The organism is Yersinia proxima (assembly GCF_902170785.1).
Lineage (GTDB): Bacteria > Pseudomonadota > Gammaproteobacteria > Enterobacterales > Enterobacteriaceae > Yersinia > Yersinia proxima.
This window is the reverse complement of the sequence record NZ_CABHYG010000017.1, coordinates 193949-210102: the sequence shown is the minus strand read 5'-3', so window position 1 is coordinate 210102 and position 16154 is coordinate 193949. Positions and strand designations below refer to the sequence as shown.

Here is a 16154-nt window from a genome sequence, read left to right as displayed (position 1 = left end):
TATAGATAAATAAATACAGTTAGGAAGGAAAATTACGAGTAAGCGATAAATGTTACTGTTAAAAGTCTTTTGTAATAATCCAATTCTGCCGATTAAAATTGTGTATTTGAAAATCAACTTCAAATACCTCGGAGAGTATATTGGCTTGCATCACCTTATTGGTATTCCCTTGAGCAAGCACATTTCCCCCCGCCATTAGCCACACCTGATCAGCTTGTTGCAAGGTGTGGTTCAGGTCATGAGCACTGATGATTGCACTGCGTCCAGCAGAGCAAAACTCACGCAACAAGCTGTCCAATGCCACTTTTTGCGCGACATCAAGGCCAGTGTATGGCTCATCAAGTAGCAGCAATTTGCTGTCAGGATTAATATCTGGCCAAACTTGTAAAAAAACAGCGGCCAAACGAACCCGTTGCCACTCGCCACCGGAAAGTTGTGACAACATGCGAGGTAACTTATCGGTTAAACGTAATCTCTCACAGAGGTAGCCAATGGTAGTCGCAATGGCGTCCAAGGAGGTACAAGAGGGTTGATAAAGCGAGAGATACTGGAAAACCGGCATCATGGCCAGAGGCGATTGCTGTTGACATAAATAGGCCCGTAAACGCGCTAAATCAGAACCCGAATAGAGGGGTAGTGCTTTCCCAGCAAGTGAGACCTCTCCCCCCGATGGCAATAACCCAGCCAAAGCGGCCAGCACAGTGCTCTTCCCTGCACCATTCGGGCCTATCAAATGAATTTGCAACCCAGCAGCGACCTGCGTAGAGAATGGCGCCAGACGGGCGTCTACATTGACATTGCTAAGTTGCAACAGCATTCAAATAACTCTTTCATCCGTAAATTAGTGAGCAGCCAATGCGCGAGTAATGGCATTGACCAAAATCGGGTCTTCTGGTGTCATATCGGGAGCAAAACGTTCAACAACCGTACCGTCTCGACCAACCAAGAATTTTTCAAAGTTCCACAGAATGTCACCGGCATGTTTTGGTTCGCGTCCTTTGCTTGCTAAGCGCTGATAGAATTCACTGCCTTCAGGTTTTACCGCCACAGGTTTGGCCGCAATTAAATGCTGGTATAAAGGATGCCGTTGTGGGCCATTGACTTCTATTTTGCTAAACATCGGGAAATCAACACCAAAAGTTCCGCGACAGAATGCCTGAATTTCCTCATTGCTGCCAGGCTCTTGCCCGGCAAACTCATTGCTTGGAAAGCCCAATACTTCAAAACCCTGCTGCTGATAAGTTTTGTATAGATTTTCCAATCCTTCATACTGCTTGGTTAAGCCACACTGGGAAGCCACATTGACCACAAGCAAAACCGATCCTTTGTACTTTTCCAGGTTAGAAGATTGGTTTTCAATCGTTTCTACAGGGATGGAGTAAATTGAATGACTCATCAGAGGTATCCTTATTTCAGCAATAATAAACAGATGAACTTACAGGCATACAAGTCAGTGTAAGGAAAATCACTTTACACTTTTAACACGTGTCAGCAACCAGATAAAGAGAGGCGTGCCTAAGGTTGCTGTCACCACACCAATCGGTAACTCTGCTGAGAATAAGGCGATACGCGCGACAATATCAGCTAATAACAATATCCCCCCTCCGGCTAATGCACACCCTACCAATAACCGACGCTGATCGGTTAGCCCCGTTAATCGCAAAATATGCGGGATAACCAACCCAATGAAACTTATCACCCCAGCCAGAGCGACGCTAATCCCGACTAATAAGCCAATAGCGAGTACCAATAGGTTTCGCCATAGGTGGAGAGAAACCCCTAATTGCTGAGCTTGTTGCTCGCCCAGTGACATAAAATTGAGTACATGCCCTTGGCAACAGAGCCAAAGGACGATCGGTAGTAGTGCAAGCACCAACCCCAGATGCCGCCAATCAATGCCACTAAATCCGCCCATCATCCAATACATTAATTGGCGTAGGTCGAGACTGGTACTAAAATAGACCGCCCAAGTCATAATAGCGCTGCAAACGATACCTAATGCAACCCCAACCAGTAATAAACGGGCATTGGTTAATAAGCGTCGACGGGCGAATCCCAGCAAAAGCATCGTCATCAATAGCGCCCCTGCGATTGCACAAGCACTTAAAAACCAAATGGGTAACAAACCATGCCCGAGCAATACGGCCATCACTAATGCAACGCCCGCGCCATTTGCCACGCCGAGCAAACCGGGTTCCGCTAATGGGTTTTCAAACAATGCCTGCATGACAGCCCCCGACACAGCAAGGCTCGCCCCCACCATCATTACTGCCAAGGCTCGCGGCAAACGCAGCTGCCAAACGAACAATTGCCCGGTTTCACTAAACCACTGAGTGGGCCACATCCAAATGTCACCGGCACATAAGCTCATGAACAACGCAAAAAACAATATGACAACCAAGCCTCTGATATAGCGGTGATCACGCTGCTGTTGCTGTTGTTGAAGTACGGTAAATAACTGACTGGTCTGCATGACATCCTCGGCCATTGCCTCAGGATTTACCAGAAAATATCTGATAAATATCAGAGTGTAATATTGACTGCTATGCACTGATAGTAAGAGGTTCGGAGGATGAGGGGAAGTTTTTGCATAAAGAAGATGATATTTTATTGAGAGAATAACGCTAACACAGCCACTGTTTTCATGGGCAACGCTAGCGTTATTGATTATTTATTATCCACGATAACCATTATTTTTCGGTGGGTAGATCTGCTGGTTTCCACGGCCTGCGTTATTATTTTGGCCACCTTGGTTATCAGAGCCTCCCGGCTTACCACTGCTACCCGGCCCATTATTATTTCCTTGTTGGCCATGTCCGTTATTTTCATTATGTTGTGGCTGATTACCATGAGGGCCACCGTCATTATGCCCAGGGTTACCATGCCCCTGTTCTCGGAATGGGTTATGACCGTCTTGAGCTGGTGGGTGCTGCCAACGACCACCATCCCAATAATAACCGCGCTCATTACGATCACCTATATGACCACCACGGTGCTCATGCCACCATTGTGGTGGGCGCCAGTCGTAACCATCCCAGTAATAGCCACGCTTATCTTGATCACCTAAATGCAAATTAACGCCGGGTATATTGATGTCAAGAGACACATCTGCCTGCGCAATCAGCGGCATTAAGGACAGGACGCCCAGTAATAGCATAATTTTTTTCATATCAATCCGAATGCATTATTTAACAGTTGCTAAATTTATATCAGCGTAAATAAAGTCCATCTATCGGATAACTGCCTATTTTCAATTTCATTGCAGACTGCTTACGTAATCCATACAGTCATTTTAGAGCGTTTATTACTTACCACTATTGCTAACATATCTTAACGCACAACTGACAATGGTTACTTTTATATTGAATTATCATCTCCACTCTAGTTTAAGTAGCATAATTAAATTGTGAGATAAATATAATGCGTCGTATAACATACATGTTGGCTGTACTTTTATTAAGTTCTGGCCTATCGGCTTGCTGTATCTTCCCTCCGCATGGTGGTGGACATGGCGGCGGCCCTCATATGCATTACAGTAATCACTAGTCGCCAGAAGTCTCATTGACATACTCACCAATTTCAGCAGAGTGATAACCGTCAATACCCAAGAGAATTATCACCAGTGTCAAAACCTGCTTTGCAGCTGTACATTCGCTACCCCGCGATCTATTTTTACCAGAGAATTTGGGTGATGAACAATTTGATTTAGCGTTTTGATCCCAATTCAAAATTAAAACTACTTATTATCCCGAAATTCTTTTAATTCAGGGTGTTTTCTTTCTACCAAAATAAAAGCATCAGGACACACTTTTTGAGCTGCTATATAGTTAGTCAAACATTTATCTACTTTCTCATCTTGGCTTGCTGAATATACTCCCTCAATAAGTGATGTTACTGGCCCCAAATGAATCGCTTTCATCAGTTGATTTTCAAAATCTAGGGCTTGATAGACGTGTGGTTACCCATTTAAAGAATATAAAGAAATATACTTTAGCCACAGATATCCCTTGCTATGACGATAAGGTAAAACGACAAAAGGTGTGGTCACCTAGTGGACACATGAATTATAAAAAACATATATTTCAACGTGTTACACGTAAGAAAAAGGCCGCTTGCGCGGCCTTTTGTTTCGGAAAGAATTCACTCTTTTGGAGTGGCACTCTCTACCCGGCTTTTTAACTTTTGTCCTGGACGGAAAGTCACCACACGGCGCGCCGTAATAGGAATGTCCTCACCCGTCTTCGGATTACGGCCCGGACGTTGGTTCTTGTCTCGCAGATCAAAATTGCCAAAGCCAGACAGTTTGACCTGTTCGCCATTCTCAAGAGCACGACGAACCTCTTCAAAGAATAACTCAACTAGATCTTTTGCATCTCTTTTGCTAAGCCCAAGCTTTTCAAATAGATGTTCTGACATTTCAGCTTTAGTAAGCGCCATAGGTTCAATCCCTCAAGGATGCTTGGAATCGCTGTTTTAACGCCTCTACACATCTTGCGACGGTCGCGGCGATCTCCTCTTCTTCCAGTGTACGGGCGGTATCCTGCAACACCAGACTAATAGCCAGACTCTTATAACCTTCTGCTACGCCCTTGCCACGGTACACATCAAACAAGTTTACGCCAACTACCTGATTTGCGCCAACTTTCTTACACTCTGCCAAAATATCTTCTGCGGGAACGTTTTCAGCCACCACAACAGCAATATCACGACGGTTTGCCGGGAAGCGCGAAATTTCGCTCGCTTGAGGCACGGCGCGGTCTGCCAGCTTGTTCCACTGCACTTCAAACACCACAGTACGACCATTTAGGTCCAGCTTACGTTCCAGTTCAGGATGAACTACACCAATGAAACCAATGTGTTCGCCTGATAAATAAATTGCAGCACTCTGCCCAGGATGCAGTGCAGGATGAGCTTCTGCACGGAACTGAACATCAGATAATTTACCGGTAAGTTCCAGAATTGCTTCTAAATCGCCCTTCAAATCATAGAAGTCGATCGGTTGGCGCGCCAGATCCCAATGTTCGTCATAACGGTGACCAGTAATAACAGCAGCTAGCATTACATCCTGTCGAACGCCCAAATCTGCTTTACTATCAGGTACAAAACGCAAACCACTTTCAAATAAACGTAAGCGAGATTGTTGACGATTCTGGTTATAAACCACTGCCGACAGTAAGCCCGTCAATAATGACAACCGCATGGCAGACATCTCAACAGAGATTGGGCTTGGCAGGATGAGTGCGTCTTGTTGTGGATGCAGCAATGCCTGTACTTTAGGGTCAACAAAACTGTAAGTAATTGCTTCTTGATAGCCGCGATCGACTAAAGCAGTTTTAACACGTTTGAGTGACAAGTTTGCTTCGCGATGTTTGGTCATCACCAAATCGGCCTTAACAGGCACATTTGGAATATTGTCATAACCGTAAATACGCGCAACTTCTTCTACTAGATCTTCTTCGATTTCCATATCGAAACGCCAGCTTGGTGCAACTGCTTGCCAATCAGAACCTTGTTCTGTGACCTGACATCCGAGACGGCGTAAAATGTCGCTGACCTGTTCAGAAGGCACCGAATGACCAATCAAGCGATCCAGTTTCTCGCGGCGCAATGTAATTGTTGCACATTTTGGCAAGTTTTCTGCAGAGGTAACATCAATAACCGGGCCTACTTCACCACCACAGATATCAATCAACAAGCGTGTCGCACGTTCCATCGCTTTGTGTTGTAGCGCAGGATCGACCCCACGTTCATAGCGATGAGAGGCATCGGTGTGCAAACCATGACGCCGTGCGCGGCCAGCAATGGAAAGTGGGTTGAAGAATGCGGACTCCAACAGTACGTTGCGGGTGTTTTCATTAACACCTGAATGCTCACCACCAAAAATCCCGGCCATTGCCAACGGTTTTTGCTGATCAGCGATAACCAGAGTGTCTGCATTCAACTTGGCTTTTGTACCATCCAATAAGGTTAACTCTTCACCTTCAGCCGCCTGGCGAACGATAATTCCGCCTTCGATGCGGTCCAGGTCAAATGCATGCATTGGTTGGCCCAACTCCAATAAGACGAAGTTAGTGATATCGACCACCGGGTCAATGGAACGAATACCACAGCGGCGCAATTTCTCGCGCATCCACAATGGGGTGGCTGCATTAACATTAATCCCCTTCACCACACGGCCCAAATAACGTGGACAAGCATGTGGGGCATCAACACGGATCGGGAAACTGTCATTGATAGACGGTGCCACCGGGCTCATATCTGGCTCAGTCAGTGGCAGTTGATTTAACACGGCCACATCACGTGCTACACCGATAATACCCAGGCAATCTGCACGGTTTGGCGTGACACTGATTTCGATGGTTTTGTCGTCCAGATTCAGATATTCACGCAGATTAACACCAATCGGGGCATCAACAGGTAGTTCAATAATACCGTCGTGGTCTTCGGAAATACCCAGTTCTGAGAAAGAGCACAACATGCCCTCAGATGGCTCGCCGCGTAATTTAGCCGCTTTAATCTTAAAATCACCCGGCAATACAGCGCCCACAGTTGCAACCGCAACTTTCAAGCCCTGACGACAATTCGGCGCACCACAAACAATATCTAACAAGCGATCACCGCCAACGTTGACTTTTGTCACACGTAATTTATCGGCATTTGGATGCTGGCCGCACTCCACCACTTCACCCACGACCACACCATTAAACTCACCGGCTACCGCTTCTACGCCATCAACTTCCAAACCGGCCATCGTAATTTGATGGGCTAAATCATCACTGCTAATGGCTGGGTTTACCCATTCGCGTAACCAAAGTTCACTGAATTTCATGAGATATTCCCGCCTTACTTAAACTGTTTGAGGAAACGCAAATCGTTTTCGAAGAATGCACGTAGATCAGTGACACCGTAACGCAGCATCGTCAAGCGCTCCATTCCCATCCCGAATGCAAAACCTGAATAAACCTCAGGATCAATGCCTACGTTTCGCAATACATTTGGGTGTACCATGCCGCAGCCCAGCACTTCCAGCCACTTACCATTCTTACCCATTACATCCACTTCAGCAGATGGCTCTGTAAACGGGAAATAAGATGGGCGGAAGCGGATTTGCAAATCTTCTTCAAAGAAATTACGCAGGAAATCATGCAAGGTTCCTTTCAAATTGGTAAAGCTGATATCTTTGTCGACAATCAGCCCTTCCATTTGATGGAACATTGGCGTGTGAGTTTGGTCATAATCATTGCGATAAACGCGCCCCGGCACGATAATCCGAATCGGTGGTTGCTGGCCTTGCATGGTGCGAATCTGCACACCCGATGTTTGGGTACGCAACAGTCGGGTGGTATCAAACCAGAACGTATCATGGTCAGCACGAGCAGGGTGATGAGCCGGAATATTCAATGCATCGAAGTTATGGTAGTCATCTTCAATTTCTGGGCCGGATTCTACTGAGAAGCCCAGTTCACCAAAGAAAGTTTCAATGCGATCAATCGTACGAGTGACCGGATGCAACCCACCATTTTCCATACGACGCCCCGGTAAAGAGACATCAATGGTTTCGGCTGCCAATCTGGCATTCAGAACCGCTGATTCCAGTTTTTCCTTGCGCGCATTGAGTGCTTCTTGAACTTCTTGTTTGGCCTGATTAATGACAGCGCCTGCTGCCGGGCGTTCTTCAGCTGGCAGTTCACGCAGCGATGTCATTTGAAGGGTCAAATGGCCTTTCTTGCCTAGATATTCGACGCGTACCAAATCCAACGCGGCAACATCCTGGGCATCTTCTACGGCTGCTTTAGCTTTGGCAACCAGCTCTGCGAGATGTGGCATTGTTTTCTCTTCCTCTGGCCGGTATGGCCCGCTTATAGTTATATCCGTCATACTTCAAGCTGCATCTGCATTGGCTGCTTTCGTTCACCCCAGTCACTTACTTGAGTAAGCTCCTGAGGACTTGCTCAATTGCCGCCTTCCTGCAACTCGAATTATTTAGGGTACATGTAATTAGTTAAAATTCGATAATTGAAATAAATTTTCATACAAAATCAATAAGGTATCACAGCTGAGATACCCTTACTCTAGCCACCATAAGTGCTGTAGAGCAAAAACAAAAAAGCCTCCACAATGGGAGGCTTAGGCGTTATTTTTCGTTTCTATTCTTACGCGCAAGCCTCCTGAAATCAGGCGCTAAAGTAAAAAAAGAAGCGAAAAGTAACTGCATGCATCATAACGATGACCTTTCTACTAATAAACTAAAGATTAAAAGAGGGAGACAAGCTCCCTCTTCAATTCTGACTTACGCCAGAGCTGCTTTCGCTTTTTCGACCAGTGCAGAGAATGCCACTTTATCGAATACTGCGATGTCAGCCAAGATCTTACGGTCAATTTCAATAGAAGCCTTTTTCAGACCATTAATGAATTTGCTGTAAGACATGTCATTCTGACGAGCAGCTGCGTTGATACGTGCAATCCACAATTGGCGGAATTGACGCTTCCGTTGACGGCGGTCACGGTAGGCGTATTGGCCTGCCTTGATTACTGCCTGGAAAGCAACACGATAAACGCGCGAACGGGCACCGTAGTAACCTTTCGCCTGCTTTAAGATTTTTTTGTGACGTGCACGAGCTACCACACCACGTTTTACGCGAGCCATTTACTTCTCCTATCGTCTTAATTCAAACCAAAATTACTTATGCGTATGGCAGACATGCTACGACCAAACCTAGATCGTTCTTAGATACCATGCCTTTTGGACGTAAATGACGTTTACGCTTAGTAGCTTTTTTGGTCAAAATATGACGCAGGTTGGCATGCTTACGCTTAAAACCACCGGCACCGGTTTTTTTAAAGCGCTTAGCGGCGCCGCGTACTGTCTTAATTTTTGGCATTGAATATATCCACTTCGCATTGTTAATTACAACGAGCTAGCTAGGCGAATAGACCTCCTACTTTGCAAGCAAAGAGAGGCCCATTACTTGAGTGCCTTACTGTCTCTTCTTAGGTGCGAGCACCATGATCATCTGACGGCCTTCGATACGAGTCGGGAAAGACTCCACTACAGCCAAATCAGAATCTTCAGTCAGATCTTTTTTGACACGGTTAAGGACTTCCATGCCGATCTGTTGGTGCGCCATTTCACGTCCACGGAATCGCAGAGTGATTTTGGCTTTATCGCCATCTTCCAGAAAGCGAATCAGGTTGCGTAGTTTGACCTGATAGTCGCCATCATCGGTACCAGGACGGAATTTGATTTCCTTGACCTGAATGACTTTTTGCTTCTTCTTCTGTTCTTTTGTCGACTTGCTCTTCTCATAGAGGAATTTGCCGTAATCCATGATTCGGCAAACCGGCGGCTCGGCATTCGGACTGATTTCTACTAAATCAACACCAGCTTCCTCAGCTTTTTCAAGAGCTTCATTCAGACTGACAATGCCAATCTGCTCACCATCGACGCCTGTTAAGCGAACTTCTGTGGCGCGAATCTCTTTGTTGATGCGATTAGGACGCGCCGGTTGAACTCGTTTTCCGCCTTTAATACTTTATTCCTCCAGTTGATGAAGACTACGGCTGCGAATTTCTGCTAGCAGCTGGTCTACGACCACGTTGACATCTAGGCTTCCTAAGTCTTTACCACGGCGGGTGCGAACAGCAATCTTACCTGATTCGACCTCTTTATCGCCACAGACCAACATATATGGAACCCGACGCAACGTATGTTCACGAATTTTAAAGCCAATCTTCTCATTTCTCAAGTCCGCTTTTGCCCTAATTCCTGCATCTTGCAGTTTTTTGGTCACTTGTTGGACATAATCAGACTGGCTATCGGTGATATTCATCACCACGACTTGTACCGGAGCTAACCAAGTTGGGAAGAAGCCTGCATATTCTTCGGTGAGAATACCGATGAAACGCTCCATTGACCCCAAAATAGCCCGGTGAATCATTACTGGCACCTGACGATCATTATTTTCGCCGATGTAAGACGCACTTAAGCGGCCCGGTAATGAGAAATCGAGCTGTACGGTACCACACTGCCACGCACGATCCAAACAATCATGCAAGGTAAATTCAATTTTCGGACCGTAGAAGGCACCTTCACCCGGCTGATAATCAAATGGAATGCCATTCTCAGTCAGCGCAGCGGCTAAATCGTCTTCAGCGCGAGTCCATAGCTCATCGCTACCGATACGTTTTTCAGGGCGAGTGGACAACTTAACCACAATCTTCTCGAAGCCAAAGGTGCTGTACATGTCGTACACCATCTTGATGCAGCTGTTCACTTCATCGCGAACCTGCTCTTCAGTACAGAAGATATGCGCATCATCCTGAGTAAAGCCACGCACACGCATTAAGCCGTGCAGCGCGCCTGATGGCTCATTACGATGGCAGCTACCGAACTCAGCCATACGCAGTGGCAGGTCACGGTATGACTTCAACCCCTGGTTGAAGATCTGCACATGCCCTGGGCAGTTCATTGGCTTAATGCAGTACTCGCGGTTTTCCGACGAGGTGGTAAACATATGCTCAGCATAGTTTTCCCAATGCCCGGTTTTTTCCCACAGTACACGGTCCATCATAAACGGCCCTTTGACTTCCTGATACTGGTACTCTTTGAGCTTCATGCGCACAAAAGTTTCCAGCTCACGGAAGATAGTCCAGCCGTCATTGTGCCAGAACACCATACCGGGCGCTTCCTCCTGCATGTGGTAAAGGTCCAGTTGCTTACCAATCTTACGATGGTCGCGTTTGGCCGCTTCTTCCAGACGTTGCAGATAAGCATTCAGTTGCTTCTTATCACTCCAAGCCGTGCCGTAAATACGTTGCAGCATTTTATTTTTGCTGTCGCCACGCCAATAGGCCCCAGACGTTTTCTGCAATTTAAAGTGATGACAGAAACGCATATTGGGCACGTGCGGGCCACGGCACATATCAACGTACTCTTCATGGTGATATAAACCAGGATGATCATCGCGGCTGATATTCTCGTCAAGAATAGCCACTTTATAATCTTCACCACGAGCAGCAAAAGTGTCACGAGCTTCTTGCCAACTGACCTTTTTCTTGATTACGTCATAATCTTTATCGGCAAGCTCATGCATCCGCTTTTCCAGCAGCTCCAGATCTTCCTGCGTCAGAGTACGGTCGATATCAACATCGTAATAGAAACCATTGTCGATAACTGGGCCGATTGCCATTTTGGTATCTGGCCAAAGTTGCTTGATAGCGTGCCCCAACAAGTGTGCACAAGAATGGCGCAGAATCTCTAAGCCTTCAGCATCTTTGGCGGTAATGATGGCCAGTTGTGCATCAGATTCGATAAGATCACTGGCATCGACCAGTTCGCCATTAACTCGGCCAGCAATACAGGCTTTCGCCAGACCGGGGCCGATGTCTAACGCAACATCAAGGACAGAAACGGCGTGATCGTATTGACGTTGACTGCCGTCAGGAAGGGTAATAACAGGCATTCTAATTCCTTATCTACAGTGGTGACCCACACGACAGATCACATGCAAGACGTAATTATTGTTTAACTTCAAAAAGTTGCGACATCAATTTAACCCACATTTGTTATATTGGTACGCAACTGTGTACACAGTTTACTTTGTGACACAGATCATGTCATAAAGTGGAGTCATATTATCATCACTTAATGCAATGACAATGATACCTGCCGAATAATCTATTAATACTACAGTCAAACAGTGATAATGATCGCCGACAAAGTTATCATGCTTAAACTGCTCTACGATCACCACAATATCAACACCGTATAACTGAGGGTCAACTATTGCAGCGACAACCTGTTACATCCTCCAGAATTTTGTCGATTGGTTATGATCCTGAAAATCGCATGCTGGAGATACAGTTCCGTGAACAAGGGATTTATCAGTATCTTGGTGTCCCGGAGCGCGTTCATCAGAATTTTATGTCTGTGGTTTCGAAAGGTCGTTTTTTTGATGGCGTAATAAAAGGCAAGTTTTTGTGCCGGAAAATTGGCTAGACAGAAAATAATCAGATAAAACATATCATTACACCACACTGAAACGGTCGCTTCTATGATAAGCATTGGCAAAGAAGCCTACCGTTTCAGGAAGTTAATTGTCCATCACCGTAAATCTTATGCCATGAAATGACGCCATAAATAAGAAATTGGCACGACAAACAATAATGCAGGTAGAAAATTCACCACTGAAAATATTTTAATTTGCGCAATTCGTAATCCTACTGCGATCATAATAATCCCACCACAGGCAGAAAAATCGGCAAAGGCGATATCATCCATATAGGGCATAATCAGTTTTGCCAGGAAAACCAATGCGATTTGAATGAGCAATTGAGGGATAGCAATTGCCACCAGCGCAATGCCTAGCGATATGGAAAATATTAGCGCGGTGAAAAAGTCCATCAATGCTTTGACAAATAGCAGTTGAAAATCACCGGTAATACCTTCAGTTAGCGAGCCTACGACCCCTAACCCACTGGCACAAAACAAGACAATCATGGCAGTGAAACTTTGCGCAAACTCTTGTGGTGGCAAGGTACTGCGTGTAGGAATAATACGTTCTAACATAGCGCGAGTTTTATTGGCCCCCCACTTAACACCTTGTTCCAGTGATAGTAGCTCCCCCACTGCCGTCCCAATAATCAATGCCAAAATAACAGCAGGCATAAAATGCACTTTTACCACCATCACAATACCAATGGATATGGACGCCAGGGCAAATGTTGCCGGTAATCCCTCTTGTAACCGTTTCGGTACATGGCGGGCGAGTAAAACACCGACAATACCCCCCAGGATTATCCCCGCGCTGTTAATAAACGGGCCAACCATAGCATGCTCCCAATCGCTAAAATGCGTTCTGACAAGTTAAGATGTATCTGTCTTAGAATTAAGTATTCCCGATAATAGCTAAAGACAAACGATTGAATCACCTGGGTAATTTTTCGAAATATTACGTTTGGCGAAGGGAACCAATTTTATCACACCTACAACAAGCGTTAGTTGTGTAAAGATGTTTATTCTTACCAACAATGATTTACATTATGTTCTATTGCTTTTGAGTAGCACTGGGTGTATTGCTATTTCTACAGGAAGTGCCCATAATAAATTTCCGTTTCCGTGTAGCAATGGTTACTGGAACGCCGCCCCGATTGTTTACGCAATCGGGGCGTTTTATTTTTAGCGCTACCGCCTCGACACCGAAAACAACGCTTTTTCGCAGCAAATTCCCATTACATCATCCAGCTACGGATTATCACCTCTAAATACTGAACAATAAACTAGATTCTATCCGTTTTTCTTCCGTATTTTGTTGCCTATGATTTGCTCACTGGTCGCTAAGAGGAGAAATAGGATGAAACAGATTGATGACGTTCTGTCAGGTCTCGAACTTTACTTTCAGCAAACAGATCAACAGTGCACGGAGAAGACACCTTGGTTTACGCGTTGGTTATATATTCCGGTAGAAGAAAGGATGCAGATACTGGATGACTTACTGATGCCATACCCCGCCACAGCGCAGAAAAAGAAATGAGCTATGCGAGTTGGGGGATTGAATAAAAGGAAACAAGGAAGATAACAGTCGAGATGCACTCACAATCATGAATGCATTTTGGCCAGATCGATCGCAGCTTGAATTGCCGAACGTGCTTGTGGACTATTTTTCCAACAGGTAGACCCGACCATTGCTGCAGCACTGCTAACAATGTCATTCATATCGGCCTGACCGAGTTGGGCCAACGAAGTAAAACCGAGTTGTTCCAGACGTGTCACAACTGTCGGCCCAATCCCCTTGACGCCCAATAACGCGCGACGTTCATTATCAGCAAACCCCATACCAGCCCCCGCTCAGAATGATAAAACCAGGTTTATTGAAACTAAACCTGTAATACGCGCTGATAACAGCTATCAAAGACGCTTCCGGGCCGCATTTTCCGCACTGAAAAACCACAGCTCGGGCAAACGGTGAGGATAAAAACGGATTTCGTAAGTATCTTTGAGTGGGGCCAGACGCCAGCGTGGGCGCGCTTCACGTTTAGGTTTTAAAAAGCGTAAACGGCCGCGGGTTCGTGCGGCTTGTGTATCTAACACCCACGCAACAGAAGCCGATAATGGCTGGCGAATATATTCATCTTCAACACTGATATCACAAATACACACAACCGGATTCCTTGCAAAAATTAATGCTGCCATGATTTTACTTTATATCATTCAAAGAAAATGCAGCTAACACACATGCAGCTTGAATTATGACGAGTATATGCTGGATCTACGGTATTGAACCAACTGCTGCCAGCCAGAGATTTGATCTGCATCACATATCCCCTTTTCAACCTAATAACCTTGATACCAGCGACGTAGTACTAACACGAATAACTTTGCGAAACAAAAGCGAGATAGCCTTTTACCCAGTGTATCGCGTAGAGTGACAAGGTAAGTAATAATGAGGTGTGCGGGTATATTTGCCCGATATACGGCTAATTACCTGATATGTTGTACTTTCATCGGGTAGGTTTGATGTCATTTTCGGAGCAAGATTGATGCAGAGTATTTTCGAATTATTTAAAGCCATTGGCCTGGGCTTAGTGCTCCTGCTGCCATTGGCAAACCCATTAACGACAGTGGCTCTATTACTCGGCTTATCCGGCAATATGACCAGCGAAGAGCGGAATCATCAATCGAAGATGGCATCAATCTACGTCTTCTTTATTATGACGATTGCATTTTACGCCGGTCAGGTGGTGATGAATACCTTTGGTATTTCTATTCCAGGCTTGCGTATCGCAGGCGGTTTGATTGTGGCATTTATTGGTTTCCGTATGCTTTTCCCACAGCAATCAGCGGAAGATACTCAATTAGAAGCAAAATCACAGGATTTAAAGCAGCGCAAATCAATCAATATCGCCTTTGTACCTTTAGCCATGCCCAGTACTGCCGGGCCAGGTACCATCGCTATGATAATCAGTTCCGCTGCTTCGATAAAAGGTCATGATATGTTCAGCCCATGGGTTGTCACTGTGGCTCCGGTACTGATTTTCCTCAGCGTTTCGCTGATTTTATGGGGTTCATTGCTCAGTTCAGGCGCAATTATGCGTTGGGTCGGTAAGAGTGGTATTGAGGCAATTTCACGACTGATGGGGTTCTTGCTGGTGTGCATGGGCGTGCAATTTATTATTAATGGTGTGCTGGATATTATTACCAATTACCACCCGGTGGTTGCATAACGCGATAATAGCTTAAAAGAAACGCTAGCCGATGTTGATACTGATACGACATCGGTTAGCGTTTTAATATTATTCTGACATCGCCCGGTAAGCGGTATCGACTTTCCACAAATAACGTGGCGCTTGTGCGGCCGGATGTTTCTTCTGTATATGCTGATAAAATTCGTTCGGGCTAAGACTATTAATTTTATTCACTGCCAGGCGTTTATCTGATGAGAACGTCCGCAGCATCGCCCCCGCCCCATTGGCATAAGAAACGATGGTTGCATAACGCAATGTTTGCGGATCATTAATTCCCGCTAGCTGCTGATTTTGCAAAATATTGATATAAGCCGTCCCAATATCAATATTCTTCACCGGATCTTTTAATTCGCCAGAACTTGGTTGACCATTGCGCCCTTTCATGCGGTACGCATCACGCCCCGCAGTAGAGGCTTTAATTTGCATCAACCCCACGGCATTTGAGGTACTCACTACATCAGGATTATAACCAGACTCCACTTGGATAATGGCTTTAATCAAAGTTTCATCAACACCATAATGGCTGGCTGCTTGTTTAATTACATCGCTATACGCAACTGTACTTGAACCTGCGCTGCTTTTCGGTGCATTAAGGAAACCACCTTCAGGTGCTTTTTTCAGCCACCCGTTATTTGCTTGCGGTGGAGGGGTTTGTTTCGCACACCCCGCCAGCAATAAAATTGCCATTAGGCAACCGACTTTTGGATTCACAGTATTCCCCGTGCTGATAAGCCGTTTGGTAGCATATACAAGTTGTCACCTCGTCCAAATAGATTTTTTGGCCCAGTTTGACCATTATCAACATAATGATCAGGCTATATTCGGTAACTATCGGTAAGTTTTAGTTTATTGTATGGCAAGGCTTGACTTCATCGCTAATGATATTGATAATCATTTTCATTTAAAGAAAG

Annotated in this window: 21 protein-coding genes and 1 other annotated feature; of the genes, 4 read left to right on the top strand and 17 right to left on the bottom strand. The window is 45.4% G+C overall.

Annotation, left to right across the window (positions count from 1 at the left end; translation table 11 throughout):
- Nucleotides 1–58: 58 nt before the first annotated feature.
- From btuD to FTB31_RS17200, 4 genes are all read right to left on the bottom strand, one after another.
- A complete protein-coding gene (gene btuD / locus FTB31_RS17215; RefSeq protein ID WP_077294071.1) occupies nucleotides 59–817 on the bottom strand; it encodes a vitamin B12 ABC transporter ATP-binding protein BtuD in 759 nt (252 codons plus the stop codon).
- Nucleotides 818–841: 24 nt separating this feature from the next.
- Nucleotides 842–1396 carry a glutathione peroxidase gene (locus tag FTB31_RS17210; protein ID WP_077174642.1) on the bottom strand — a complete coding sequence of 185 codons (555 nt, stop codon included), beginning with the start codon at nucleotides 1394–1396 and terminating at the stop codon, nucleotides 842–844.
- 69 nt (nucleotides 1397–1465) lie between these two features.
- Nucleotides 1466–2473, bottom strand: a complete 1008-nt coding sequence (btuC, locus tag FTB31_RS17205) for a vitamin B12 ABC transporter permease BtuC (protein WP_227731643.1) — start codon at nucleotides 2471–2473, stop codon at nucleotides 1466–1468.
- Between the two features lie 201 nt (nucleotides 2474–2674).
- Nucleotides 2675–3169, bottom strand: coding sequence for a DUF2502 domain-containing protein (locus FTB31_RS17200; RefSeq protein WP_077174641.1), 495 nt, complete (start codon nucleotides 3167–3169; stop codon nucleotides 2675–2677).
- A 418-nt stretch (nucleotides 3170–3587) separates the two neighbouring features.
- Between FTB31_RS17200 and FTB31_RS17195 the strand changes: the two genes are divergently transcribed.
- The gene (locus tag FTB31_RS17195; protein WP_227722346.1) at nucleotides 3588–3692 is read left to right on the top strand and encodes an ogr/Delta-like zinc finger family protein; all 105 of its coding nucleotides are present in this window, start codon (nucleotides 3588–3590) and stop codon (nucleotides 3690–3692) included.
- A gap of 44 nt (nucleotides 3693–3736) precedes the next feature.
- On the opposite strand, the gene FTB31_RS17190 is transcribed toward FTB31_RS17195, so the two are convergent.
- From FTB31_RS17190 to thrS, 9 genes are all read right to left on the bottom strand, one after another.
- Nucleotides 3737–3919, bottom strand: coding sequence for a hypothetical protein (locus FTB31_RS17190; protein ID WP_227729722.1), 183 nt, complete (start codon nucleotides 3917–3919; stop codon nucleotides 3737–3739).
- Nucleotides 3920–4140: 221 nt separating this feature from the next.
- On the bottom strand, nucleotides 4141–4437 hold the full coding sequence (gene ihfA / locus FTB31_RS17185) for an integration host factor subunit alpha (RefSeq protein ID WP_002211830.1): 297 nt from the start codon (nucleotides 4435–4437) through the stop codon (nucleotides 4141–4143).
- A 4-nt stretch (nucleotides 4438–4441) separates the two neighbouring features.
- A complete protein-coding gene (gene pheT / locus FTB31_RS17180; protein WP_227726139.1) occupies nucleotides 4442–6829 on the bottom strand; it encodes a phenylalanine--tRNA ligase subunit beta in 2388 nt (795 codons plus the stop codon).
- 14 nt (nucleotides 6830–6843) lie between these two features.
- The gene (gene pheS, locus FTB31_RS17175; protein ID WP_077174638.1) at nucleotides 6844–7827 is read right to left on the bottom strand and encodes a phenylalanine--tRNA ligase subunit alpha; all 984 of its coding nucleotides are present in this window, start codon (nucleotides 7825–7827) and stop codon (nucleotides 6844–6846) included.
- Between the two features lie 273 nt (nucleotides 7828–8100).
- Nucleotides 8101–8223 (bottom strand) — a sequence feature (Phe leader region).
- Nucleotides 8175–8219, bottom strand: coding sequence for a pheST operon leader peptide PheM (gene pheM / locus FTB31_RS21610; protein ID WP_223300610.1), 45 nt, complete (start codon nucleotides 8217–8219; stop codon nucleotides 8175–8177). Its footprint overlaps the feature before it by 45 nt.
- Before the next feature lie 67 nt (nucleotides 8224–8290).
- Nucleotides 8291–8647: a 50S ribosomal protein L20 gene (gene rplT / locus FTB31_RS17165; protein WP_004393357.1), complete on the bottom strand. Its 357-nt coding sequence runs from the start codon at nucleotides 8645–8647 to the stop codon at nucleotides 8291–8293.
- A gap of 37 nt (nucleotides 8648–8684) precedes the next feature.
- Complete coding sequence (gene rpmI, locus FTB31_RS17160) at nucleotides 8685–8882, bottom strand: 50S ribosomal protein L35 (RefSeq protein ID WP_004713020.1); 198 nt, start codon at nucleotides 8880–8882, stop codon at nucleotides 8685–8687.
- A gap of 96 nt (nucleotides 8883–8978) precedes the next feature.
- Nucleotides 8979–9530: a translation initiation factor IF-3 gene (gene infC, locus FTB31_RS17155; protein ID WP_011816226.1), complete on the bottom strand. Its 552-nt coding sequence runs from the start codon at nucleotides 9528–9530 to the stop codon at nucleotides 8979–8981.
- Between the two features lie 3 nt (nucleotides 9531–9533).
- On the bottom strand, nucleotides 9534–11462 hold the full coding sequence (gene thrS, locus FTB31_RS17150) for a threonine--tRNA ligase (protein WP_050077577.1): 1929 nt from the start codon (nucleotides 11460–11462) through the stop codon (nucleotides 9534–9536).
- Between the two features lie 323 nt (nucleotides 11463–11785).
- Here thrS and FTB31_RS17145 point away from each other — a divergent pair, with 323 nt between their 5' ends.
- A complete protein-coding gene (locus tag FTB31_RS17145) occupies nucleotides 11786–11998 on the top strand; it encodes a KTSC domain-containing protein (protein ID WP_005161573.1) in 213 nt (70 codons plus the stop codon).
- A 117-nt stretch (nucleotides 11999–12115) separates the two neighbouring features.
- On the opposite strand, the gene FTB31_RS17140 is transcribed toward FTB31_RS17145, so the two are convergent.
- Entirely contained in the window at nucleotides 12116–12829 is a 714-nt protein-coding gene (locus FTB31_RS17140) for a DUF554 domain-containing protein (protein WP_050077576.1), read from the bottom strand.
- 523 nt (nucleotides 12830–13352) lie between these two features.
- Between FTB31_RS17140 and FTB31_RS17135 the strand changes: the two genes are divergently transcribed.
- A complete protein-coding gene (locus FTB31_RS17135; protein ID WP_050077575.1) occupies nucleotides 13353–13532 on the top strand; it encodes a hypothetical protein in 180 nt (59 codons plus the stop codon).
- Between the two features lie 65 nt (nucleotides 13533–13597).
- On the opposite strand, the gene FTB31_RS17130 is transcribed toward FTB31_RS17135, so the two are convergent.
- Both FTB31_RS17130 and FTB31_RS17125 read right to left on the bottom strand, forming a co-directional pair.
- The gene (locus FTB31_RS17130) at nucleotides 13598–13834 is read right to left on the bottom strand and encodes a Pathogenicity locus (RefSeq protein ID WP_050077574.1); all 237 of its coding nucleotides are present in this window, start codon (nucleotides 13832–13834) and stop codon (nucleotides 13598–13600) included.
- A gap of 72 nt (nucleotides 13835–13906) precedes the next feature.
- The gene (locus FTB31_RS17125; protein WP_174847618.1) at nucleotides 13907–14158 is read right to left on the bottom strand and encodes a hypothetical protein; all 252 of its coding nucleotides are present in this window, start codon (nucleotides 14156–14158) and stop codon (nucleotides 13907–13909) included.
- Between the two features lie 380 nt (nucleotides 14159–14538).
- Here FTB31_RS17125 and FTB31_RS17120 point away from each other — a divergent pair, with 380 nt between their 5' ends.
- The gene (locus tag FTB31_RS17120) at nucleotides 14539–15222 is read left to right on the top strand and encodes a MarC family NAAT transporter (RefSeq protein WP_077294086.1); all 684 of its coding nucleotides are present in this window, start codon (nucleotides 14539–14541) and stop codon (nucleotides 15220–15222) included.
- 69 nt (nucleotides 15223–15291) lie between these two features.
- Here the strand turns inward: FTB31_RS17120 and FTB31_RS17115 are convergent, their stop codons facing one another.
- Entirely contained in the window at nucleotides 15292–15954 is a 663-nt protein-coding gene (locus FTB31_RS17115; protein WP_050077571.1) for a transglycosylase SLT domain-containing protein, read from the bottom strand.
- Nucleotides 15955–16154: the final 200 nt, after the last annotated feature.

Excerpts from the sequence above, each read along its gene's own strand:
- btuD (WP_077294071.1), bottom strand. The coding sequence starts at position 817 with ATGCTGTTGCAACTTAGCAATGTCAATGTAGACGCCCGTCTGGCGCCA.
- FTB31_RS17210 (WP_077174642.1), bottom strand. The coding sequence starts at position 1,396 with ATGAGTCATTCAATTTACTCCATCCCTGTAGAAACGATTGAAAACCAA.
- btuC (WP_227731643.1), bottom strand. The coding sequence starts at position 2,473 with ATGCAGACCAGTCAGTTATTTACCGTACTTCAACAACAGCAACAGCAG.
- FTB31_RS17200 (WP_077174641.1), bottom strand. The coding sequence starts at position 3,169 with ATGAAAAAAATTATGCTATTACTGGGCGTCCTGTCCTTAATGCCGCTG.
- FTB31_RS17190 (WP_227729722.1), bottom strand. The coding sequence starts at position 3,919 with ATGAAAGCGATTCATTTGGGGCCAGTAACATCACTTATTGAGGGAGTA.
- ihfA (WP_002211830.1), bottom strand. The coding sequence starts at position 4,437 with ATGGCGCTTACTAAAGCTGAAATGTCAGAACATCTATTTGAAAAGCTT.
- pheT (WP_227726139.1), bottom strand. The coding sequence starts at position 6,829 with ATGAAATTCAGTGAACTTTGGTTACGCGAATGGGTAAACCCAGCCATT.
- pheS (WP_077174638.1), bottom strand. The coding sequence starts at position 7,827 with ATGCCACATCTCGCAGAGCTGGTTGCCAAAGCTAAAGCAGCCGTAGAA.
- rplT (WP_004393357.1), bottom strand. The coding sequence starts at position 8,647 with ATGGCTCGCGTAAAACGTGGTGTGGTAGCTCGTGCACGTCACAAAAAA.
- rpmI (WP_004713020.1), bottom strand. The coding sequence starts at position 8,882 with ATGCCAAAAATTAAGACAGTACGCGGCGCCGCTAAGCGCTTTAAAAAA.
- thrS (WP_050077577.1), bottom strand. The coding sequence starts at position 11,462 with ATGCCTGTTATTACCCTTCCTGACGGCAGTCAACGTCAATACGATCAC.
- FTB31_RS17140 (WP_050077576.1), bottom strand. The coding sequence starts at position 12,829 with ATGGTTGGCCCGTTTATTAACAGCGCGGGGATAATCCTGGGGGGTATT.
- FTB31_RS17135 (WP_050077575.1), top strand. The coding sequence starts at position 13,353 with ATGAAACAGATTGATGACGTTCTGTCAGGTCTCGAACTTTACTTTCAG.
- FTB31_RS17130 (WP_050077574.1), bottom strand. The coding sequence starts at position 13,834 with ATGGGGTTTGCTGATAATGAACGTCGCGCGTTATTGGGCGTCAAGGGG.
- FTB31_RS17120 (WP_077294086.1), top strand. The coding sequence starts at position 14,539 with ATGCAGAGTATTTTCGAATTATTTAAAGCCATTGGCCTGGGCTTAGTG.